The sequence below is a fragment of the Streptomyces sp. NPDC047706 genome, assembly GCF_043204795.1.
GTDB lineage: Bacteria > Actinomycetota > Actinomycetes > Streptomycetales > Streptomycetaceae > Streptomyces.
On sequence record NZ_JBIDCW010000031.1, the window covers coordinates 70,963 to 91,607 of the forward strand.

At 71.7% G+C, this 20,645-nt stretch carries 18 protein-coding genes and 2 pseudogenes; 17 read left to right on the forward strand and 3 right to left on the reverse strand.

What is annotated here, in order from left to right; genetic code table 11:
* Nucleotides 1–100: 100 nt before the first annotated feature.
* Complete coding sequence (locus tag ACGF8A_RS29800; RefSeq protein WP_393113310.1) at nucleotides 101–1,039, reverse strand: cation diffusion facilitator family transporter; 939 nt, start codon at nucleotides 1,037–1,039, stop codon at nucleotides 101–103.
* 145 nt (nucleotides 1,040–1,184) lie between these two features.
* Nucleotides 1,185–2,156: a UDP-glucose 4-epimerase GalE gene (gene galE / locus ACGF8A_RS29805; RefSeq protein ID WP_393113311.1), complete on the reverse strand. Its 972-nt coding sequence runs from the start codon at nucleotides 2,154–2,156 to the stop codon at nucleotides 1,185–1,187.
* A 306-nt stretch (nucleotides 2,157–2,462) separates the two neighbouring features.
* Between galE and ACGF8A_RS29810 the strand changes: the two genes are divergently transcribed.
* The 17 genes and pseudogenes from ACGF8A_RS29810 (at nucleotide 2,463) to dxs (ending at nucleotide 20,541) form a co-directional block, all read left to right on the forward strand.
* On the forward strand, nucleotides 2,463–4,238 hold the full coding sequence (locus ACGF8A_RS29810) for a DUF5941 domain-containing protein (RefSeq protein ID WP_393113312.1): 1,776 nt from the start codon (nucleotides 2,463–2,465) through the stop codon (nucleotides 4,236–4,238).
* A complete protein-coding gene (locus ACGF8A_RS29815) occupies nucleotides 4,235–4,996 on the forward strand; it encodes a sugar phosphate nucleotidyltransferase (RefSeq protein WP_393113313.1) in 762 nt (253 codons plus the stop codon). Before ACGF8A_RS29810 ends, ACGF8A_RS29815 begins: the two co-directional genes overlap by 4 nt.
* Nucleotides 4,984–6,045 (forward strand): iron-containing alcohol dehydrogenase family protein, encoded by a 1,062-nt coding sequence (locus ACGF8A_RS29820; protein WP_393113314.1) that lies wholly within the window; start codon nucleotides 4,984–4,986, stop codon nucleotides 6,043–6,045. Before ACGF8A_RS29815 ends, ACGF8A_RS29820 begins: the two co-directional genes overlap by 13 nt.
* Nucleotides 6,023–6,802, forward strand: coding sequence for a CDP-alcohol phosphatidyltransferase family protein (locus ACGF8A_RS29825; protein ID WP_393113315.1), 780 nt, complete (start codon nucleotides 6,023–6,025; stop codon nucleotides 6,800–6,802). Before ACGF8A_RS29820 ends, ACGF8A_RS29825 begins: the two co-directional genes overlap by 23 nt.
* Before the next feature lie 8 nt (nucleotides 6,803–6,810).
* A complete protein-coding gene (locus tag ACGF8A_RS29830; RefSeq protein WP_393113316.1) occupies nucleotides 6,811–7,683 on the forward strand; it encodes a glycosyltransferase family 2 protein in 873 nt (290 codons plus the stop codon).
* 98 nt (nucleotides 7,684–7,781) lie between these two features.
* Complete coding sequence (locus ACGF8A_RS29835) at nucleotides 7,782–8,711, forward strand: ABC transporter permease (protein ID WP_393113317.1); 930 nt, start codon at nucleotides 7,782–7,784, stop codon at nucleotides 8,709–8,711.
* The gene (locus ACGF8A_RS29840; RefSeq protein WP_393113318.1) at nucleotides 8,704–9,483 is read left to right on the forward strand and encodes an ABC transporter ATP-binding protein; all 780 of its coding nucleotides are present in this window, start codon (nucleotides 8,704–8,706) and stop codon (nucleotides 9,481–9,483) included. Before ACGF8A_RS29835 ends, ACGF8A_RS29840 begins: the two co-directional genes overlap by 8 nt.
* A 382-nt stretch (nucleotides 9,484–9,865) precedes the next feature.
* Nucleotides 9,866–10,768, forward strand: coding sequence for a squalene synthase HpnC (gene hpnC, locus ACGF8A_RS29845; RefSeq protein ID WP_393113319.1), 903 nt, complete (start codon nucleotides 9,866–9,868; stop codon nucleotides 10,766–10,768).
* On the forward strand, nucleotides 10,765–11,715 hold the full coding sequence (hpnD, locus tag ACGF8A_RS29850) for a presqualene diphosphate synthase HpnD (RefSeq protein WP_393113320.1): 951 nt from the start codon (nucleotides 10,765–10,767) through the stop codon (nucleotides 11,713–11,715). Before hpnC ends, hpnD begins: the two co-directional genes overlap by 4 nt.
* A gap of 62 nt (nucleotides 11,716–11,777) precedes the next feature.
* Nucleotides 11,778–11,855, forward strand: coding sequence for a hypothetical protein (locus ACGF8A_RS29855; protein ID WP_393113333.1), 78 nt, complete (start codon nucleotides 11,778–11,780; stop codon nucleotides 11,853–11,855).
* Nucleotides 11,852–13,252, forward strand: coding sequence for a hydroxysqualene dehydroxylase HpnE (hpnE, locus tag ACGF8A_RS29860; RefSeq protein WP_393113321.1), 1,401 nt, complete (start codon nucleotides 11,852–11,854; stop codon nucleotides 13,250–13,252). Before ACGF8A_RS29855 ends, hpnE begins: the two co-directional genes overlap by 4 nt.
* Before the next feature lie 68 nt (nucleotides 13,253–13,320).
* Nucleotides 13,321–14,385 carry a polyprenyl synthetase family protein gene (locus ACGF8A_RS29865; RefSeq protein ID WP_393113334.1) on the forward strand — a complete coding sequence of 355 codons (1,065 nt, stop codon included), beginning with the start codon at nucleotides 13,321–13,323 and terminating at the stop codon, nucleotides 14,383–14,385.
* 121 nt (nucleotides 14,386–14,506) lie between these two features.
* The gene (gene shc, locus ACGF8A_RS29870; protein ID WP_393113323.1) at nucleotides 14,507–16,516 is read left to right on the forward strand and encodes a squalene--hopene cyclase; all 2,010 of its coding nucleotides are present in this window, start codon (nucleotides 14,507–14,509) and stop codon (nucleotides 16,514–16,516) included.
* Nucleotides 16,513–17,154 (forward strand): 1-hydroxy-2-methyl-2-butenyl 4-diphosphate reductase, encoded by a 642-nt coding sequence (locus tag ACGF8A_RS29875; RefSeq protein WP_393113324.1) that lies wholly within the window; start codon nucleotides 16,513–16,515, stop codon nucleotides 17,152–17,154. Before shc ends, ACGF8A_RS29875 begins: the two co-directional genes overlap by 4 nt.
* A gap of 5 nt (nucleotides 17,155–17,159) precedes the next feature.
* Entirely contained in the window at nucleotides 17,160–18,182 is a 1,023-nt protein-coding gene (gene hpnH, locus ACGF8A_RS29880; protein ID WP_393113325.1) for an adenosyl-hopene transferase HpnH, read from the forward strand.
* A 4-nt stretch (nucleotides 18,183–18,186) separates the two neighbouring features.
* Nucleotides 18,187–18,378, forward strand: a pseudogene (locus ACGF8A_RS29885) (4-hydroxy-3-methylbut-2-en-1-yl diphosphate synthase); the annotation flags it as partial.
* Nucleotides 18,379–18,507: 129 nt separating this feature from the next.
* Nucleotides 18,508–20,541: a 1-deoxy-D-xylulose-5-phosphate synthase gene (gene dxs / locus ACGF8A_RS29890; RefSeq protein ID WP_393113326.1), complete on the forward strand. Its 2,034-nt coding sequence runs from the start codon at nucleotides 18,508–18,510 to the stop codon at nucleotides 20,539–20,541.
* On the opposite strand, the pseudogene ACGF8A_RS29895 reads toward dxs, so the two are convergent.
* A pseudogene (locus ACGF8A_RS29895) lies at nucleotides 20,525–20,645 on the reverse strand (IS110 family transposase); the annotation flags it as partial. The gene dxs and the pseudogene ACGF8A_RS29895 overlap by 17 nt on opposite strands.

Here is a 20,645-nt window from a genome sequence, read left to right on the forward strand (position 1 = left end):
CCCGGAAGGTGATCGTGCCCGGCTCACGGAGAAGGAACCGTCCGTCACGGGCTGTGCGGGAAGGCGCGGGGGCGCGCGTCGGCCGACGCGCTCCGGTGGCTCAGTGGCACAGTCGCGCCTCGTGTTCCGCGTGGCCGCTCGGTTCGAGCTGGAACGTGCAGTGCTCCACGTCGAAGTGGTCGCCGAGACAGCCCTGGAGTTCGTGGAGCATCTTCTCGTGCCCTATCGCGCTCAGGACGTCGGAGCGGACGACGACGTGCGCGGACAGCACCGGCATGCCCGAGGTGATCGTCCAGGCGTGCAGATCGTGCACGTCCTCGACGCCGTCGAGGGCCACTATGTGGGCACGTACCTCTGCCATGTCCACGCCCTTGGGTGCCGACTCCAGCAGCACGTCGAGCGTCTCGCGCAGCAGCTTCAGCGTGCGCGGCACGATCATCAGGCCGATCACCAGCGACGCGATCGGGTCGGCGGCCTGCCAGCCGGTGGTGAGGATCACCACCGCCGAGATCAGCACCGCGAGCGAGCCCAGGGCGTCGGCGGCCACCTCCAGGAAGGCGCCGCGCACGTTGAGGCTCTCCTTCTGACCGCGCATGAGCAGCGTGAGCGAGATCATGTTCGCGAGCAGACCGATCAGGCCGAACACCACGGTCAGCCCGCCCTCGGTGGCCGCCGGCGTGATGAACCGCTGGATGGCCTCGTAGAGCACGTAGCCGCCGACCCCGAGCAGCAGCAGACAGTTGGCGAGCGCGGCGAGGATCTCGGCGCGGGCGAATCCGAAGGTGCGGTTCGCACTGGCCGGGAGGTTGGCGAAGTGGATGGCCAGCAGCGCCATGCCGAGGCCGAGCGCGTCGGTCGCCATGTGCGCGGCGTCCGCGATCAGCGCGAGGGAGTCCGCGAGCACACCGCCGACGATCTCGACGACCATGACGGTGAGCGTGATGCCCAGCGCGACCCGCAGCCGCCCGCGGTACGCCGCGGCGGCCGTGCCGGTGAGCGGCGCACCGTGCGCATGTCCGTGATCGTGCCCAGCCCCCATGAAGAGCCGCCTCCTGCTGATCGGTCCGGACCCCAGTGAACTACGGGCGGGGGGTATCCGGCAACGCGGCACTGAACACCGTTGTCATGTGCCCTGACCTGCGGAAACGATGGGCAGGTCAGGCGCTCGGTGATCGGGAAGCCGCTCAGCGGCCCTGGTGCAGCAGCCACCCCTGCCATGCCGACCCGACCATCTCGCGTACGTCGCGCCGGGCGCGCCAGCCCAGTTCCTGAGCCGCCCGCGCGGCGGAGGCGACGGCGCGCGGCGCGTCCCCGGGCCGGCGCGCCTGGACGATCGCGGGGCGGGTGTCGCCGGTCACCTCCGAGATCAGGGTGACCAGCTCACGCACCGAGACGCCCTCGCCGCGGCCGATGTTCACGGTCAGGTCGCCCGACGCCCCGGGCGCCGACAGCCGCCGGGCCGCCGCGAGGTGCGCGTCGGCGAGGTCGGCCACGTGGATGTAGTCCCGCACGCAGGTGCCGTCCGGCGTCGGGTAGTCGTCGCCGAAGATCCGTGGGGCCTCGCCGCGGGTCAGCCGGTCGAAGACCATCGGGACCACGTTGAACACACCGGTGTCGGCCAGGGCCGGCGCGGCCGCGCCAGCCACGTTGAAGTAGCGCAGGCACACCGTGGCGATGCCGTGCGCCCGGCCCGCCGCGCGCACCAGCCACTCACCGGCGAGCTTGGTCTCGCCGTACGGGCTCATCGGGGCGCACGGCGTGTCCTCCGTGACGAGCTCCACGTCGGGGTTGCCGTAGACGGCCGCGGAGGAGGAGAAGAGAAAGCGTCCGATGCCGGCACCGGCGACCGCGTCCAGCAGGGTCGCGAGACCGCCGACGTTCTCCTCGTAGTAGCGAATCGGCTGCTCGACGGACTCGCCGACCTGCTTGCGTGCCGCCAGGTGCACCACACCGGTCACCTCGTGCTCGGCGAACACCCGCTTCAGCAGCTCGGCGTCCCCGGCCGAGCCCCGCACGAGGGGCACGTCCGCCGGGAGCCGCGCGGGCATCCCGGCCGAGAGGTCGTCCAGCGCCACGACGCGCTCCCCGGCCTCCACCATGACCCGCGCCACATGCGCCCCGATGTATCCGGCACCGCCGGTGATCAGCCATGTCATGGTGGCCCACCCTAATCCCGGCCGTCGCCCGACTCGGTCCGGCCATGCGTCCCGTACGTCTTGATTGCCCGTTTCCGGAGGCCCGATCTTGTACGCCGCCCCCGCCGTCCCCGATGATGATCGCCGCGGAGGTGCCTGCAGACCGTGTCGACCGGACCGTGAACGGGCGGTGAACACGAGCTTCCTATCATCCGATAGCCTCTGCCGACATGCCGCCCGCCGGTGCAGCTCCGCCTGCCCCGCGGGGGCGCCCCACCATGCACGCGACCGGCGCGGAAGACGCCGGCCCCCAGGGAGTGAGTTCGGTTGCCGACCGCCATCCTCACCGGTCAGCCGGTCCCCGGATCGTCGATCGAGGGCGATCTGCGGTCGCTCGGCTTCGAGGTGCGCACCGCCACCGGCCCCGCCGCCGCCGAGACCCTCCTCGCACAGGTGCCGGGCGAGGAGCGGGTCGCCGTCGTGGACGCCCGTTTCGTCGGCCACCTGCACGCGTTGCGCCTCGGCCTCACGGACCCGCGCTTCCCGCTCGCCGCGATTCCCGGCGCCGTGACGGCCCAGCCCGCCGGCCGCCAGGCCCTGACGCGCGCGCTGGCCCGCGAGACCTCCGCGCAGGGCGCGTTGCTGGTGGACAGCCTCGCCGACCGGATCACCGGCACGCTGGACACCGAGGTGCACCGGCCCGAGCTGGGCAGCCTCGTCGCCGCGGTCCCCGCCGACCCGCAGGCCCGCAACGAGGCACGGCAGGCCGTCGCCGCCGTCGACGACGAGGCCGTACGCCTGAAGTCGGCGGTCAAGTCGCGCGACGGCTTCTTCACCACCCACTTCATCAGCCCCTACTCCCGCTACCTCGCCCGCTGGTGCGCCCGGCGCGGACTGACCCCCAATCAGGTCACCACCGCCTCCCTGCTCACCGCCTTGATCGCGGCGGGCTGCGCGGCCACCGGCACCCGCGCCGGCTTCGTCGCGGCCGGTGTGCTGCTCATCGCCTCCTTCGTGCTGGACTGCACCGACGGCCAGCTGGCCCGCTACTCCCTGCAGTACTCCACCCTCGGCGCCTGGCTGGACGCCACCTTCGACCGCGCCAAGGAGTACGCCTACTACGCGGGCCTCGCCCTCGGCGCGGCCCGGGGCGGCGACGACGTGTGGGCCCTCGCCCTGGGCGCGATGGTCCTGCAGACCTGCCGGCATATCGTCGACTTCTCCTTCAACGAGGCGAATCACGACGCCACCGCCAACACCAGCCCTACCGCCGCACTTTCGGACAAACTGGACCGTGTCGGCTGGACGGTGTGGCTGCGCCGGATGATCGTCCTGCCGATCGGCGAACGCTGGGCGCTGACAGCGGTCCTCACGGCCGTCACGACCCCGCGCATCACCTTCTGCGCACTGCTCATCGGCTGCGCCTTCGCCGCGACCTACACCACGGCGGGACGTGTCCTGCGGTCGCTGACCCGCAGGGCCGAGCGGACGGACCGCGCCGCGCGGGCGCTGGCCGATCTGGCGGACAGCGGGCCGCTGGCGGCCCTGCTCGCACCCAAGGTGCCCGTCCCGGCTCCGCTGTGCGCCGCCGTCGGCGGGGGCGTCGTAGTGACGTCCGCCGCACTCTGGGGCGCCACCTGGCCGACCCTCGTCGCCGCGCTCGCCTGCGTCGCGCTGTCGGCGGCCGCCGTCTCACGCCCCCTCAAAGGCGCGCTGGACTGGCTGGTTCCGCCCTTCTTCCGGGCCGCCGAGTACGGGACCGTGCTGATCCTGGCAGCTGAATCGGAGGTGAACGGAGCACTTCCCGCTGCTTTCGGGCTGGTTGCGGCCGTCGCCTACCATCACTACGACACGGTCTACCGCATCCGTGGCGACGCGGGCGCACCCCCGCGGTGGCTGGTGCGGGCGATCGGGGGGCACGAGGGCCGGACGCTGGTGGTCGTGGCGCTCGCCGTGGTGCTGACCGCCGCTCAGTTCACGGTCGCGCTCACGGTCCTCGCCGTGGCCGTGGCCCTGCTGGTGCTCCTGGAGAGCATCCGGTTCTGGGTGTCCGCCCATCGACAGGGCGCGCCCGCCGTACACGACGAAGGAGAACCCGCATGATCGGCCTCGTGCTGGCGGCCGGCGCCGGCCGGCGTCTGCGCCCCTACACCGACACCCTGCCCAAGGCGCTGGTGCCGGTGGGGCCCGCGGGCGACGAGGACGGGACCGACGGGATCACAGTTCTCGACCTCACCCTCGCCAACTTCGCCGAGATCGGCCTGAGCGAGGCCGCGATCATCGTCGGCTACCGCAAGGAGGCCGTGTACGCCCGCAAGGCCGGGCTGGAGCGGAAGTACGGCCTGAAGCTCACGCTGATCGACAACGACAAGGCCGAGGAGTGGAACAACGCCTACTCCCTGTGGTGCGGGCGTGACGCGCTCAAGGACGGCGTGATCCTCGCCAACGGCGACACCGTGCACCCGGTCTCGGTGGAGCGCACGCTGCTCGCCGCGCGCGGCGACGGCAGGAAGATCATCCTTGCCCTCGACACCGTGAAGTCCCTGGCCGACGAGGAGATGAAGGTCGTCGTCGACCCCGAGCGGGGCGTCCGGAAGATCACCAAGCTGATGGACCCGGCGGAGGCCACCGGCGAGTACATCGGCGTCACGCTCATCGAGGGCGACGCCGCCCCCGAGCTGGCGGACGCCCTGCGGACCGTCTGGGAGAGCGACCCCCAGCAGTTCTACGAGCACGGCTACCAGGAGCTCGTGGGCCGGGGCTTCAGGATCGACGTGGCTCCCATCGGCGACGTGCCGTGGGTCGAGATCGACAACCATGACGACCTGGCACGGGGACGGGAGATCGCGTGCCAGTACTGACCCGGCTCATCCCGTCGCCGGTCGTCGTGGACATCCGCCCGGGTGCCCTCGACGACCTGGCCGCGGTCCTCGCCGACGAGCGGATATCGCACTCGGGCCGGCTCGCCGTCGCCGTCAGCGGCGGCTCCGGGGCCCGGCTGCGCGACCGTGTCGCCCCGCAGCTGCCCGGCGCCACCTGGTACGAGGTGGACGGCGGCACCCTCGACGACGCGGTCCGGCTGGCGAGCGACATCAGGGCCGGCCACTTCGACGCGCTCGTCGGGCTCGGCGGCGGCAAGATCATCGACTGCGCCAAGTTCGCCGCGGCGCGCGTCGGCCTCCCGCTGGTCGCCGTGCCGACGAACCTCGCGCACGACGGGCTGTGCTCCCCGGTCGCGACCCTCGACAACGACGCCGGGCGCGGCTCCTACGGCGTGCCCAACCCGATCGCCGTCGTCATCGACCTGGACGTCATCCGAGAGGCCCCGGTCCGCTTCGTCCGGGCGGGCATCGGCGACGCGGTCTCCAACATCTCCGCGATCGCCGACTGGGAGCTGGCCCACCGCGTCAAGGGCGAGAAGATCGACGGCCTGGCCGCCGCGATGGCCCGCCAGGCCGGCGAGGCGGTGCTGCGCCACCCGGGCGGCATCGGCGACAACGACTTCCTCCAGGTGCTGGCCGAGGCGCTGGTCCTCAGCGGTATCGCCATGTCGGTCTCCGGCGACTCCCGCCCGTCCTCCGGTGCCTGCCACGAGATCAACCACGCCTTCGACCTGCTGTTCCCCCAGCGGGCGGCCGCGCACGGCGAGCAGTGCGGACTGGGCGCGGCCTTCGCGATGCATCTGCGCGGCGCGCGCGAGGAGTCGGCGTACATGGCCGAGGTGCTGCGCCGGCACGGGCTTCCGGTGCTGCCGGAGGAGATCGGCTTCACCCCCGACGAGTTCGTCCGGGTCGTGGAGTACGCCCCGCGGACCAGGCCCGGCCGCTACACGATCCTCGAACACCTCGACCTGCAAACCCACCAGATCAAGGACACCTACGCCGACTATGTCAAGGCCATCGGTAGCTGAACTCCGCCCCGTCGTCCACCCCGCCGGGGTGAAGGACCGGCGCAGCGGTGAGCACTGGGCGGGACGCCTCTACATGCGTGAGGTGTCGCTGCGGGTCGACCGCTACCTGGTGAACACCAGGGTCACGCCCAACCAGCTCACGTACCTGATGACCGTCTGCGGCGTGCTCGCGGCCCCGGCCCTGCTGGTGCCGGGCGTCTGGGGTGCCGTCCTCGGCGTGGTGATGGTCCAGCTGTACCTGCTGCTGGACTGCGTCGACGGCGAGATCGCCCGCTGGAAGCAGCAGTTCTCCCTGGGCGGGGTCTACCTGGACCGGGTCGGCGCCTACCTCACCGACGCGGCCGTGCTCGTCGGCCTCGGCCTGCGCGCCGCGGACCTGTGGGGCGGCGGCCGTATCGACTGGCTGTGGGCCTTCCTCGGCACCCTGGCCGCCGTCGGCGCGATCCTGATCAAGGCCGAGACCGACCTCGTCGGGGTCGCCCGGCACCAGGGCGGGCTGCCGCCCGTCAAGGAGGCCGCGTCCGAGCCGCGCTCCTCCGGCATGGCGCTGGCCCGCCGGGCCGCCGCCGCGCTGAAGTTCCACCGGCTGATCCTCGGCATCGAGGCGTCGCTGCTGATCCTGGTGCTCGCGGTCCTGGACGCGAGCCGCGGCGACCTGTTCTTCACCCGGCTCGGCGTCGCCGTGCTGGCCGGGATCGCGCTGCTCCAGACGCTGCTGCACCTGGTGTCCATCCTTGTCTCCAGCAGGCTCCGGTGAGCCCCGGGATGCGGGTCGGGGCCGTCATCATCACGATGGGCAACCGGCCCGGGGAACTGCGCGCGCTGCTGGAGTCGGTCGCCAGGCAGGACGGCGACCCGATAGACGTGGTCGTCGTCGGCAACGGCTCACCCGTGCCCGAGGTCCCGCCGGGCGTGCGCACCGTGGAGCTGCCGGAGAACCTCGGCATCCCGGGCGGCCGCAACGTCGGCATCGAGGCCTTCGGCCCCAGCGGCCGTGACGTCGACATACTGCTGTTCCTCGACGACGACGGCCTGCTCGCCCGCGCGGACACCGCCGAGCTGTGCCGCCAGGCCTTCGAGGCCGACCCCAGGCTCGGCATCGTCAGCTTCCGTATCGCCGACCCCGACACCGGGGTCACCCAGCGACGCCACGTCCCCCGGCTGCGCGCCTCCGACCCGCTGCGCTCCTCACGTGTCACCACCTTCCTCGGCGGCGCCAACGCGGTCCGCACCCGGGTGTTCGCCGAGGTCGGCGGCCTGCCGGACGACTTCTTCTACGCGCACGAGGAGACCGACCTCGCCTGGCGCGCGCTCGACGCGGGCTGGCTGATCGACTACCGGTCGGACATGGTGCTGTACCACCCGACGACCGCTCCCTCGCGGCACGCGGTCTACCACCGCATGGTGGCCCGCAACCGCGTCTGGCTCGCCCGCCGCAACCTCCCGGCCGCCCTGGTCCCGGTCTACCTGGGCATCTGGCTCGCCCTCACGTTGCTGCGCCGCCCCTCGCGGCCGGCCCTGCGGGCCTGGTTCGGCGGCTTCAGGGAAGGCTGGAGGTCCCCCTGCGGCCCCCGCCGGCCCATGAAGTGGCGTACGGTGTGGCGGCTGACCCGACTGGGCCGACCTCCTGTCATCTGACAAGCTCGTCCCTGAGAGCATTCGGGGCGTAACGCTCGGCTCCCGGCCGCTGCCCAGCCCGCACAGGCTGCGCATCTCGAAGACGAAAGTTTCGACTAGTGAGTGAGACCACACACGACGGCACAGTCGCGGTGACCGCGCCCGTGTCACCCGACGAGGGACTGTCCGCGGCGGAGCTCGCCGCGAAGTACGGGCTGACCGTGAGCGGCGCCCGCCCCTCCCTCGTCGAGTACGTCCGCCAGCTCTGGGACCGGCGCCACTTCATCCTCGCGTTCTCGCGGGCGAAGCTGACCGCCCAGTACAGCCAGGCCAAGCTCGGCCAGGTCTGGCAGGTCGTCACGCCGCTGCTGAACGCGGCCGTGTACTTCTTCGTCTTCGGAGTGATCCTCGAGGCCGACCGCGGGATGCCCCGTGAGGTGTACATCCCGTTCCTGGTCACGGGCGTGTTCGTGTTCACCTTCACGCAGAGCTCGGTGATGGCGGGCGTCCGCGCGATCTCCGGCAACCTCGGCCTGGTGCGCGCCCTGCACTTCCCGCGCGCCTCGCTGCCGGTCTCCTTCGCTCTCCAGCAGCTCCAGCAGCTGCTGTTCTCGATGATCGTGCTGTTCTCCGTGACGTGCGCCTTCGGCAGCTACCCGGACCTGTCCTGGGTTCTGATCGTGCCGGCGCTGGCGCTGCAGTTCTGCTTCAACACCGGCCTCGCGCTGATCATGGCCCGGGCCGGTTCGAAGACCCCGGACCTGGCGCAGCTGATGCCCTTCGTGATGCGGACGTGGATGTACGCCTCCGGCGTCATGTACTCCATCCCGATCATGCTGGCGGACAAGCCGTCCTGGATCGCCAACGTCCTCCAGTGGAACCCGGCCGCGATCTACATGGACCTGATGCGCTTCGCGCTGATCGACGGCTACGGCTCCGAGAACCTCCCCGACCATGTCTGGGCGATCGCCGGAGGCTGGGCGATGCTGTTCGCGCTGGGCGGCTTCGTGTACTTCTGGAAGGCGGAGGAGAGGTACGGCCGTGGCTGACCATACGACCGAGGACCGCATCCCCACCGTCGTCGCGGACGAGCTGCACATCGTCTACCGCGTCAACGGCGCCAAGACCGGCAAGGGCAGCGCCACCGCGGCCCTCAGCCGCATCCTCAAGCGCCGCGAGGACCGCGGGGTGCGCAAGGTGCACGCCGTGCGCGGTGTCTCCTTCGTCGCCTACCGGGGCGAGGCGATCGGCCTGATCGGCTCCAACGGCTCCGGCAAGTCGACCCTGCTGCGCGCCATCGCCGGGCTGCTCCCCGCCGAGAGCGGCAAGGTCTACACCGACGGGCAGCCCTCGCTGCTCGGTGTGAACGCGGCGCTGATGAACGACCTGACCGGTGAGCGCAACGTCATACTGGGCGGGCTCGCCATGGGCATGACCCGCGAGCAGATCAAGGAGCGCTACCAGGAGATCGTCGACTTCTCCGGCATCAACGAGAAGGGCGACTTCATCACGCTCCCCATGCGGACGTACTCCTCCGGCATGGCCGCCCGCCTGCGCTTCTCCATCGCCGCCGCCAAGGACCACGACGTCCTCATGATCGACGAGGCGCTGGCCACCGGTGACCGAAAGTTCCAGAAGCGCTCCGAGGAGCGCATCAGGGAGCTGCGCAAGCAGGCCGGTACGGTGTTCCTGGTCAGCCACAACAACAAGTCGATCCGTGACACCTGCGACCGTGTGCTGTGGCTGGAGCGCGGCGAGCTGCGCATGGACGGACCCACCGCCGAGGTCCTCAAGGAGTACGAGAAGTTCACGGGCAAGTAGACAGCCGTTCAGGGCCCTGCCGGAACCGCTCCGGCGGGGCCCCGCGTCGTCGGCGAAGGGCCCCTGCGGCGGCTGCGAAGGAGACGTCAACTCCGGTCGGCCGTAGGAATCTTGAAGCCAATCGGTGTGTTCTTGTGATGCGCCGGACACCCCCACGGCCCGGGCCGCGTTGTACAACGTAAGCTGTACCGGTGCCGAAACGCGGCAAGTAGGGCCATAATGCGCGACACCCTCCAAGGGCGCAGTCGCCGGAACGCATGGCGGCGTGTCCGAAATAGTGTGAATTGGGTCGGCAGTGTAGAACGGGAGATGTGACGGCAATGGCTACGGAAACTCCCCAGCTCCGCAAGGCATGCGCCGTCCCCGCCGTAGGCAGCGAACGGTGACCGCGACCGCCACGACGCGCACGGACGGCACGGAGCGCGCGACGCTCGACAAGGCCGCGGCCGAGAACTTCCCCGTGGCCCCGTTCTTCCTGCCCGGCGCCTGGCGCACCGACCTCATGGCCGTCTACGGCTTCGCCCGCCTCGTCGACGACATCGGCGACGGCGATCTCGCCCCCGGCGGCGCCGACGCCCGGCTGCTCGGCGTCCCGCCCGAGCGGGCCGGCGACCGTATGGCCCTGCTGGACGCCTTCGAGGCCGACCTGCACCGTGTCTTCGACTCGGCCCCCCGCCACCCCCTGCTGCGCCGGCTCCGGCCGACGGTCCGCCGCTGCGGCCTCACCCCCGAGCCGTTTCTCGGCCTGATCGCCGCCAACCGCCAGGACCAGCTCGTCAAGCGGTACGAGACCTACGACGACCTGCTCGCCTACTGCGAACTGTCCGCGAACCCCGTGGGCCGGCTCGTCCTCGCCGTCACCGGCACCTCCACCCCCGAGCGCATCCGCCGCTCGGACGCGATCTGCACGGCCCTGCAGATCGTCGAGCACCTCCAGGACGTGGCCGAGGACCTCGGCCGCGACCGTATCTATCTGCCCGCCGAGGACATGCAGCGCTTTCACGTCCAGGAGGCGGACCTCGCCGCGGCGACCACCGGCGCGTCGGTGCGCGCACTGGTCGCCTACGAAGCGCAACGCGCCCGCGATCTCCTGAATGAAGGCGCCCCCCTCGTGGGTAGCGTGCACGGCAGGCTGAGGCTGTTGCTCGCGGGGTTCGTGGCGGGGGGAAGGGCGGCCGTCCAGGCGATCGCCGCCGCCCAGTACGACGTACTTCCCGGCCCGCCCAAGCCCGGCAAGCTCCGGTTGCTGCGTGAGGTGGGCGTGACCCTGCGAGGAGAGGGGTGATCCGGGCCGTGGAGTCTGCGCCACTCGTGTCCGCACAGGTACTCGCCGCCTACAGCTACTGCGAGGCCGTCACCGGACAGCAGGCACGTAACTTCGCCTACGGCATCCGGCTGCTGCCCGCGCCCAAGCGCCGTGCGATGTCGGCGCTGTACGCGTTCTCCCGGCGGGTCGACGACATCGGCGACGGCGATCTCACCGACGACGTGAAGTTCGACCGGCTCCAGGACACCCGGTCGCTGCTCGACCGGATCCGCGAGGACGCCGTCGGCGAGGACGACACCGACCCGGTCGGGGTCGCCCTGGCCCACGCCGCCCGGCACTTCCCGATCCCGCTCGACGGCCTCGACGAGCTCATCGACGGCGTCCTGATGGACGTCCGCGGCGAGGCCTACGAGACCTGGGACGACCTGAAGGTGTACTGCCGCTGTGTGGCCGGTGCCATCGGCCGGCTCTCGCTCGGCGTGTTCGGCACGGAGCCGGGGGCGCGCGGCGCCGAGCGTGCGCCCGAGTACGCCGACACGCTCGGGCTCGCGCTCCAGCTCACCAACATCCTGCGGGACGTCCGTGAGGACGCCGAGGGCGGGCGGGTCTACCTCCCCGCCGACGACCTGGCCAAGTTCGGCTGCTCGGCCGGGTTCGGCGGGCCGAACCCACCGGAGGGCTCCGACTTCGCGGGCCTCGTGCACTTCGAAGTGCGCCGGGCCCGCGCCCTCTTCGCCGAGGGCTACCAGCTGCTGCCCATGCTCGACCGGCGCAGCGGCGCCTGCGTCGCCGCCATGGCCGGTATCTACCGCCGTCTCCTCGACCGCATCGAACGCGAACCCGAGGCGGTACTGCGCGGCCGGGTCTCGCTGCCCGGACGCGAGAAGGCCTACGTCGCCGTGCGCGGCCTGTCCGGTCTGGACGCCCGGCATGTGACCCGTCGGACCGTCAGGAGGCGTGCCTGATGGACGGCACCCTGGGGCAGGGAGGCGCCGGCCCGAAGCGGCGGGCAACCCTCCGTGGCCGGATGGCGTCCCTGCCTGAGACGGCCTGCCGGGGCGCTGTGACGCCCCGCTGTGGGTGCGCAGGGGAGGGTGCGCGATGACCGACGGCACGCGGTCCGGACCCGCACGGGAGACGGTGGTGGTCGGCGCAGGGCTGGCCGGGATCACCGCCGCGCTCGCGCTCGCCGACGCCGGCGTGCGCGTCACCCTGCTCGAAGGCAGGCCGAGACTGGGCGGTCTGGCCTTCTCCTTCCAGCGTGGCGAACTGACCGTCGACAACGGCCAGCACGTCTATCTGCGCTGCTGCACCGCCTACCGCTGGTTCCTCGACCGGATCGGCGGCACGGCACTGGCTCCTGTGCAGGACCGGCTCGACGTGCCCGTCCTCGACGTCACCAAGCCCGAGGGCCGGCGGCTCGGCAGGCTGCGGCGCGACGCGCTGCCGGTCCCCCTGCATCTGGGGCGCAGCCTCGCGACGTATCCGCATCTCTCACTCGCCGAGCGTGCCAGAGCGGGCCGTGCCGCGCTCGCGCTCAAGGGCCTCGACCTCGCCGATCCGGCGCTGGACGCGCAGGACTTCGGCAGCTGGCTGGCCGCGCACGGTCAGTCGGCGCGTGCCGTCGAGGCCCTGTGGGACCTGGTCGGGGTCGCCACCCTCAACGCGGTCGCGGGCGACGCCTCGCTGGGGCTCGCCGCGATGGTGTTCAAGACCGGGCTGCTGTCCGACCCGGGCGCGGCCGACATCGGCTGGGCACACGTCCCGCTGGGCGAACTGCACGACCGGCTGGCGCGCAGGGCGCTCGACTCCGCGGGCGTCCGCACCAGGATCCGTTCACGCGTCACCTCCATCTCCCACAACGGCAACGGCCGTTGGAGCGTTCAGGTTCCCGGCGAGGTCGTGGGGGCCGACGCGGTCGTGCTCGCCGTACCCCAGCGCGAGACGTACGACCTGCTGCCGGACGGCGCGCTCGACGATCCGGCGCAGCTGCTGAGGATCGGCACCGCGCCGATCCTCAACGTCCATGTCGTCTACGACCGCAAGGTGGTCGACGCACCCTTCCTCACCGCGCTCGGCACCCCCGTGCAGTGGGTCTTCGACCGCACCGCCGCCTCGGGGCTGAAGTCCGGCCAGTACCTCGCACTGTCGCAGTCGGCCGCGCAGGACGAGATCGACGCGCCCGTGGCCGCGCTGCGTGAGCGGTACCTGCCCGAGCTGGAGCGCCTGCTGCCGCGGAGCCGTGGCGCCGGGGTGAGGGACTTCTTCGTGACCAGGGAGCGCACCGCGACCTTCGCTCCCGCCCCCGGCGTCGGACGGCTGCGGCCCGGCGCCCGCACCAAGGCATCCGGCCTGTACCTGGCCGGAGCGTGGACCGCCACCGGGTGGCCCGCGACCATGGAGAGTGCGGTTCGCAGCGGCATCGGCGCGGCGGACGCCGCGTTGCGTGCCCTGGGCCGGCCCCGCCCCCGCCATCTCTTCGACGTCGAGGAGGCGGCGTGAGGACCCAGCAGCGCGCGGCAGGCTCCCGCACCTCCGGCACCGCAACAAGAGGAGAGACTGTGCCCACTGTGCCCCCGGCCTCGAAGGCCGCTCGAGAGACCGCGGCGGACGTGGCCGCGCTCCTGGAGCGCGGCCGGACCCTGGCCACACCGGTACTGCGGGCGGCCGTCGACCGCCTGGCGTCTCCCATGGACACCGTCGCCGCCTACCACTTCGGCTGGATCGACGCCGCCGGCAACCCCGCCGACGGCGACGGCGGCAAGGCGGTACGCCCCGCCCTCGCCATCCTGTCCGCCGAGGTCACCGGAGGCGCCCCCGAGGCCGGCATCCCGGGGGCGGTCGCCGTCGAGCTGGTGCACAACTTCTCGCTGCTGCACGACGACCTGATGGACGGCGACGAACAGCGCCGGCACCGCGACACCGTCTGGAAGGTGCACGGCCCCGCCCAGGCCATCCTGGTCGGCGACGCCCTGTTCGCGCTGGCCAACGAGATCCTGCTGGAACTGGGCACCGTGGAGGCCGGCCGCGCCACCCGCCGGCTGACCACCGCGACCCGAGCCCTCATCGACGGCCAGGCACAGGACATCTCCTACGAGCACCGGGACCGCGTCAGTGTCGGGGAGTGCCTGGAGATGGAGGGCAACAAGACCGGCGCCCTGCTGGCCTGCGCCAGCTCCATCGGTGCCGTGCTCGGCGGCGCCGACGACCGCACCGCCGACAACCTGGAGAAGTACGGCTACCACCTCGGCCTGGCCTTCCAGGCCGTCGACGACCTGCTCGGCATCTGGGGCGATCCGGAGGCCACCGGGAAGCAGACCTGGAGCGATCTGCGCCAGCGCAAGAAGTCCCTGCCGGTCGTCGCCGCCCTCGCGGCCGGGGGCAGTGCCTCCGAGCGGCTCGGCGAGCTGCTCGCCGCCGACGCCAAGAGCAGCGACTTCGCGCAGTTCTCCGAGGAGGAGTTCGCGGCCCGCGCCGCCCTGATCGAGGAGGCCGGCGGCCGCGAGTGGACCGCCGAGGAGGCACGCCGTCAGCACACCGTCGCCATCGAGGCCCTCGACGCCGTCGCCATGCCCGACCGGGTACGGGAGCGGTTCGTGGCACTCGCCGACTTCGTCGTCGTACGAAAGAGATGATCACTATCGGCCGAATAGCCCTCGCTTAGTCGCCGGCCGGTGCAGCGGACCTCCGTGTGCACCGGCCGACGGCGGACCCACAGCAGACGCACCGATTGCCGCACTGCACGAAGGGGAAGCCATGACAGCGACGACCGACGGAAGTACCGGGGCCGTGCCGCCCCGGGCTGCCGCGGCCAGCGAAACCGACAGCACCGTCCCGGTGGCGGCTGGGGTCCACGAAGCCGCCGAACGCGCCGTCCGGCGCGCCACCGACCACCTCCTCGCCCGCCAGGACGCCGAAGGCTGGTGGAAGGGCGACCTGGAGACCAACGTCACCATGGACGCCGAGGACCTGCTGCTCCGTCAGTTCCTGGGCGTGCGCGACGAGTCCACGACGAGCGCCGCCGCCCTCTTCATCCGCGGCGAGCAGCGCGACGACGGCACCTGGGCCACCTTCCACGGCGGGCCCGGCGATCTCTCCGCCACCATCGAGGCCTACGTAGCCCTGCGCCTGGCCGGCGACTCACCCGAAGCGGCGCACATGGCCAGGGCGGCGGAGTGGATCCGCGCCCAGGGCGGCATCGCGGCGGCCCGGGTCTTCACCCGGATCTGGCTCGCCCTGTTCGGCTGGTGGAAGTGGGAGGACCTGCCCGAACTGCCGCCGGAACTCATCTGGTTCCCGAAGTGGCTGCCCCTCAACATCTACGACTTCGGGTGCTGGGCACGGCAGACGATCGTCCCGCTGACCGTCGTCTCCGCGAAACGCCCGGTACGGCCCGCGCCCTTCCCGCTGGAGGAGCTGCACACCGATCCGGACCACCCGAATCCGGCCAGGCCCCTCGCCCCGGCGGTGAGCTGGGACGGTGCCTTCCAGCGTCTCGACAGGGGGCTGCACGCCCTGCGCAAGGTCGTGCCGAGGAAGCTGCGGCGCGCGGCGATGCGGTCGGCCGCGCGCTGGATCGTCGAGCGGCAGGAGAACGACGGCTGCTGGGGTGGCATCCAGCCGCCGGCCGTGTATTCGCTCATCGCCCTGTACCTGCTGGGCTACGACCTCCAGCACCCCGTGATGCGTACGGGCCTCGAGTCCCTCGACCGGTACGCCGTGTGGCGCGAGGACGGGGCCCGGATGATCGAGGCCTGCCAGTCGCCGGTGTGGGACACCTGCCTGGCCACCATCGCGCTGGCCGACGCCGGTGTGCCGGCGGACCATCCGCAGTTGGTGAAGGCGGCGGACTGGATGCTGGGGGAGCAGGTCGTACGGCCCGGTGACTGGTCGGTCTGCAGACCGCAACTGCCGCCGGGAGGCTGGGCGTTCGAGTTCCACAACGACAACTACCCCGACATCGACGACACCGCCGAGGTGGTCCTCGCGCTGCGCCGGGTCCGCCATCACGACCCGGAGCGGGTGGAGAAGGCCATCGGGCGCGGGGTGCGCTGGAACCTCGGCATGCAGTCGAAGGACGGCGGGTGGGGCGCCTTCGACGTCGACAACACCAGCCGGTTCCCCAACCGGCTGCCCTTCTGCGACTTCGGCGAGGTCATCGACCCGCCGTCCGCCGACGTGACGGCGCACGTGGTGGAGATGCTCGCGGTGGAGGGCCTCGCCCACGACCCGCGGACCCGGCGCGGCATCGAGTGGCTGCTCGCCGAACAGGAGCCGGACGGCTCCTGGTTCGGACGCTGGGGCGTCAACTACGTCTACGGCACCGGTTCGGTGGTGCCCGCGCTGACGGCCGCGGGTTTCCCCGTCTCGCACCCGGCGATCCGGCGGGCGGTGACCTGGCTGGAGAGCGTCCAGAACGACGACGGCGGCTGGGGCGAGGACCTGCGGTCGTACAGGTACGTCAAGGAGTGGAGCGGCAGGGGGGCCTCCACCGCGTCCCAGACCGCCTGGGCGCTGATGGCGCTGCTGGCGGCGGGTGAGCGGGACTCCCGCGCGGTCGAGCGCGGCGTCGAGTGGCTCGCGGCGACGCAGCGGGAGGACGGCTCCTGGGACGAGCCGTACTTCACCGGGACGGGCTTCCCCTGGGACTTCTCGATCAACTACCACCTCTACCGGCAGGTCTTCCCGCTCACGGCCCTGGGCCGCTATGTGCACGGCGAGCCGTTCGCCCACAAGCCGCGCGCCGGGGCCAAGGGGAGCGGATGAGCGCCACCTCCGCCTCGCCGCCGCTGCTGATCGCCTGTGCGCTCGGTATCGAGCGGCTGGCGTTGCGGCTGGGTGAGCGGGGCGGCGCGGACGGGCCGGTGACGGTGCTGCGCACGGGCATGGGGCCGGCCGCGGCCGAGCGGTCCGTCTCACGGGCGCTCGCCGACCCCGCGCTCGCCGGTGCCGCCGTGCTGGCCACCGGCTTCTGCGCGGGGCTGGCGCCCGGCATGCACCCGGGTGACCTGGTGGTCGCCGAGGAGACCCGGGACCCGAGCGGTACGACGCCCTGCGTGGGCACCGGCCTGCTCGTCAGGGAACTCGGCCGTGCGGTGCCCGGCCGCACCGTGCACACCGGCCCGGTCACCGGCTCCGACCATGTCGTGCGCGGTCAGGAGCGGTCCGGCCTGCTGGCGACCGGCGCGATCGCAGTCGACATGGAGTCCGCCGCGACGCTGCTGAGCGCCGGGCGCTCGGGCGCACGTCCCGTTGCGGCCGTCCGGGTGGTCGTGGACGCTCCAGAACATGAACTCGTCCGTATCGGCACGGTGCGCGGTGGAATATCGGCTTTCCGCGTCCTTCGTTCCATTCTTCCCGCATTCTTTGAATGGCACCGTAATGTGCTGCTCCCCAGGAGGTGAGCCCGATGGCCATGCCGCTGCGCCAGTCCATCAAGGTCGCTACATACTTGGCTGAACAAAAGCTCCGCAGGCGCGACAAGTTCCCGCTGATCGTCGAGCTGGAGCCCCTGTTCGCCTGCAACCTGAAGTGCGAGGGCTGTGGCAAGATCCAGCACCCTGCCGGGGTGCTGAAGCAGCGCATGCCGGTCGCGCAGGCCGTGGGAGCGGTGCTGGAGTCCGGGGCGCCGATGGTGTCGATCGCGGGCGGCGAACCGCTGATGCACCCTCAGATCGACGAGATCGTGCGGCAGCTGGTGGCCAGGCGGAAGTACGTCTTCCTGTGCACCAACGCGATGCTGCTGCGCAAGAAGATGGACAAGTTCAAGCCCTCGCCGTACTTCGCCTTCGCCGTGCACATCGACGGCCTGCGCGAGCGGCACGACGAGTCGGTCGCCAAGGAGGGCGTGTTCGACGAGGCGGTGGCGGCCATCAAGGAGGCCAAGGAGCGCGGCTTCCGGGTGACCACCAACTCCACCTTCTTCAACACCGACACCCCGCAGACCGTCATCGAGGTGCTCAACTACCTCAACGACGACCTCCAGGTCGACGAGATGATGATCTCGCCCGCCTATGCGTACGAGAAGGCGCCCGACCAGGAGCACTTCCTCGGCGTGGAGCAGACCCGCGAGCTGTTCAAGAAGGCCTTCTCCGGCGGCAACCGGCGCCGCTGGCGGCTCAACCACTCGCCGCTCTTCCTGGACTTCCTGGAGGGCAAGGTCGACTTCCCGTGCACCGCGTGGGCGATCCCGAACTACTCGCTCTTCGGCTGGCAGCGCCCCTGCTACCTGATGAGCGACGGGTACGTGCCGACGTACCGCGAACTGGTCGAGGAGACCGACTGGGACAAGTACGGCCGCGGCAAGGACCCGCGGTGCGCCAACTGCATGGCGCACTGCGGCTACGAGCCCACCGCCGTCCTCGCCACCATGGGGTCGCTGAAGGAGTCGCTGCGCGCCATGCGCGAGACGGTCTCCGGAAACCGGGAGTGAGGTCATGACCGCCGTTCCCCTGGGCGTCCCCGGCATTCCGGCGCGGCCGTTCGCCGAACGGCGCGCGTCGCGGCATATCCAGGCCGGGCCGGTGGCGGTCGGGGGCGGGGCGCCGGTGCCGGTGCAGTCGATGACGACGACGATGACGACGACGCGTACGTCGGACATCGGTGCCACGCTCCAGCAGATCGCCAAGGGCGAGGTCATCGAGTGATCGCCGAACAGGTGGAGCGGGACGGGGCGGCGATGGACGCCCCCGCCGGCACGGGGAAGCCGGCAGTGACTGTGAGCTGACACGAGGCACGGACCGAGAGGGGGCCCGAGCGTGACGATTCTGGAGAACATCCGGGGACCACGTGACCTGAAGGCGCTGTCCGAGGGGGAACTTGGCGAACTGTCCGAAGCGATCCGGCAGTTCCTGGTGCACGCCGTCGCCAGAACCGGCGGCCATCTCGGGCCGAATCTGGGCGTGGTCGAACTGTCCCTCGCGCTCCACCGGGTCTTCGAGTCCCCGGTCGACCGCATCCTGTGGGACACCGGCCACCAGAGCTATGTGCACAAGCTGCTGACCGGGCGTCAGGACTTCTCCAAGCTGCGCGGCAAGGGCGGCCTGTCCGGCTACCCCTCGCGCGAGGAGTCCGAGCACGACGTCATCGAGAACTCGCACGCCTCCACCGCGCTGGGCTGGGCCGACGGGCTCGCCAAGGCGCGCCGGGTGCGGGGGGAGAGGGGCCATGTCGTCGCGGTGATCGGCGACGGCGCGCTCACCGGCGGAATGGCCTGGGAGGCGCTGAACAACATCGCGGCCGCCAAGAACCGGCCGCTGATCATCGTCGTCAACGACAACGAGCGCTCGTACGCCCCCACCATCGGCGGCCTCGCCAACCACCTCGCGGCGCTGCGCACCACCGACTCGTACGAGAGGGTGCTGGCCTGGGGCAAGGACGTGCTCCAGGGCACGCCCCTCGTCGGGCACACCCTCTACGAGGCGCTGCACGGCGCCAAGAAGGGCCTCAAGGACGCCTTCGCGCCGCAGGGGATGTTCGAGGACCTCGGCCTGAAGTACGTCGGGCCGATCGACGGACACGACGTGAAGGCCGTCGAGTCGGCGCTGCGGCGCGCGAAGCGCTTCCACGGGCCGGTGCTGGTGCACTGCCTCACCGAGAAGGGGCGTGGCTACGAACCCGCCCTCGCGCACGAGGAGGACCACTTCCACACCGTCGGTGTGATGGACCCGCTGACCTGCGAGCCGCTGGCTCCCGCGGGCGCGCCGTCCTGGACCTCGGTGTTCGGGGACGAGATCGTGAGGATCGGGGAGGAGCGGGAGGACGTCGTGGCGATCACGGCGGCCATGCTGCACCCGGTGGGACTGGGCAGGTTCGCGGAACGCTTCCCGGACCGCGTGTGGGACGTCGGGATCGCCGAGCAGCACGCCGCCGTCTCCGCGGCCGGTCTCGCCACCGGCGGACTGCACCCGGTCGTCGCCGTCTACGCCACCTTCCTCAACCGCGCCTTCGACCAGCTCCTGATGGACGTGGCGCTGCACCGCTGCGGGGTGACCTTCGTCCTGGACCGGGCCGGGGTGACCGGAGTCGACGGGGCCTCGCACAACGGCATGTGGGACATGTCGATCCTCCAGGTCGTGCCCGGGCTGCGGATCGCGGCGCCGCGTGACGCCGACCAGCTGCGGGCGCAGCTACGGGAGGCGGTCGCCGTCGACGACGCGCCCACGCTGGTGCGGTTCCCCAAGGAGTCCGTGGGGCCGCGCGTCCCGGCGGTCGACCGGGTGGGCGGCATCGACGTACTGCACCGGGCCGGGGCACCCGAGGTGCTGTTCGTCGCGGTGGGCGTGATGGCGCCGGTGTGCCTGCAGGCCGCCGAGCTGCTCCAGGCCCGGGGAATCGGCTGCACGGTGGTGGACCCACGGTGGGTCAAGCCCGTGGATCACGCCCTGCCCGGCCTCGCCGCCGAGCACCGGCTGGTGGCCGTGGTCGAGGACAACAGCCGGGCGGCGGGGGTCGGTGCCGCTGTGGCGCTGGCGCTGGGCGACGCCGACGTGGATGTGCCGGTCCGGCGGTTCGGCATCCCGGAGCAGTTCCTGGCGCACGCCAAGCGGGGTGAGGTACTCGCCGACATCGGTCTCACACCGGTCGAGATCGCCGGGCGGATCGGCGCGAGCCTTGCCGTACGCCAGGAGCGGTCCCGGCAGGGCGCCGGTGCCGGCCGGGAGCGCGCCGCACCGCCGCAGCCCTCCAGGGGGGCCGTCGTACCGGTGCCGGAGCAGCCCACCAGGGCGACCGCCGCCGGGGAACCGCTGTCCAAGGAGAATCTCAATGACGAAGTCAAGCCGTCTGCGTGACCGGTGGGGCGGGGGTGAACAGTCTCTTGTCACGCAGCATCGCCCACAGCACGTCGACGCGGCGCCGGGCGAGCGCGAGCAGGGCCTGCGTGTGCAGCAGCCCC

Excerpts from the sequence above, each read along its gene's own strand:
- ACGF8A_RS29800 (WP_393113310.1), bottom strand. The coding sequence starts at position 1,039 with ATGGGGGCTGGGCACGATCACGGACATGCGCACGGTGCGCCGCTCACC.
- galE (WP_393113311.1), bottom strand. The coding sequence starts at position 2,156 with ATGACATGGCTGATCACCGGCGGTGCCGGATACATCGGGGCGCATGTG.
- ACGF8A_RS29815 (WP_393113313.1), top strand. The coding sequence starts at position 4,235 with ATGATCGGCCTCGTGCTGGCGGCCGGCGCCGGCCGGCGTCTGCGCCCC.
- ACGF8A_RS29825 (WP_393113315.1), top strand. The coding sequence starts at position 6,023 with ATGTCAAGGCCATCGGTAGCTGAACTCCGCCCCGTCGTCCACCCCGCC.
- ACGF8A_RS29830 (WP_393113316.1), top strand. The coding sequence starts at position 6,811 with ATGCGGGTCGGGGCCGTCATCATCACGATGGGCAACCGGCCCGGGGAA.
- ACGF8A_RS29855 (WP_393113333.1), top strand. The coding sequence starts at position 11,778 with ATGGCGTCCCTGCCTGAGACGGCCTGCCGGGGCGCTGTGACGCCCCGC.
- hpnE (WP_393113321.1), top strand. The coding sequence starts at position 11,852 with ATGACCGACGGCACGCGGTCCGGACCCGCACGGGAGACGGTGGTGGTC.
- shc (WP_393113323.1), top strand. The coding sequence starts at position 14,507 with ATGACAGCGACGACCGACGGAAGTACCGGGGCCGTGCCGCCCCGGGCT.
- ACGF8A_RS29875 (WP_393113324.1), top strand. The coding sequence starts at position 16,513 with ATGAGCGCCACCTCCGCCTCGCCGCCGCTGCTGATCGCCTGTGCGCTC.
- hpnH (WP_393113325.1), top strand. The coding sequence starts at position 17,160 with ATGGCCATGCCGCTGCGCCAGTCCATCAAGGTCGCTACATACTTGGCT.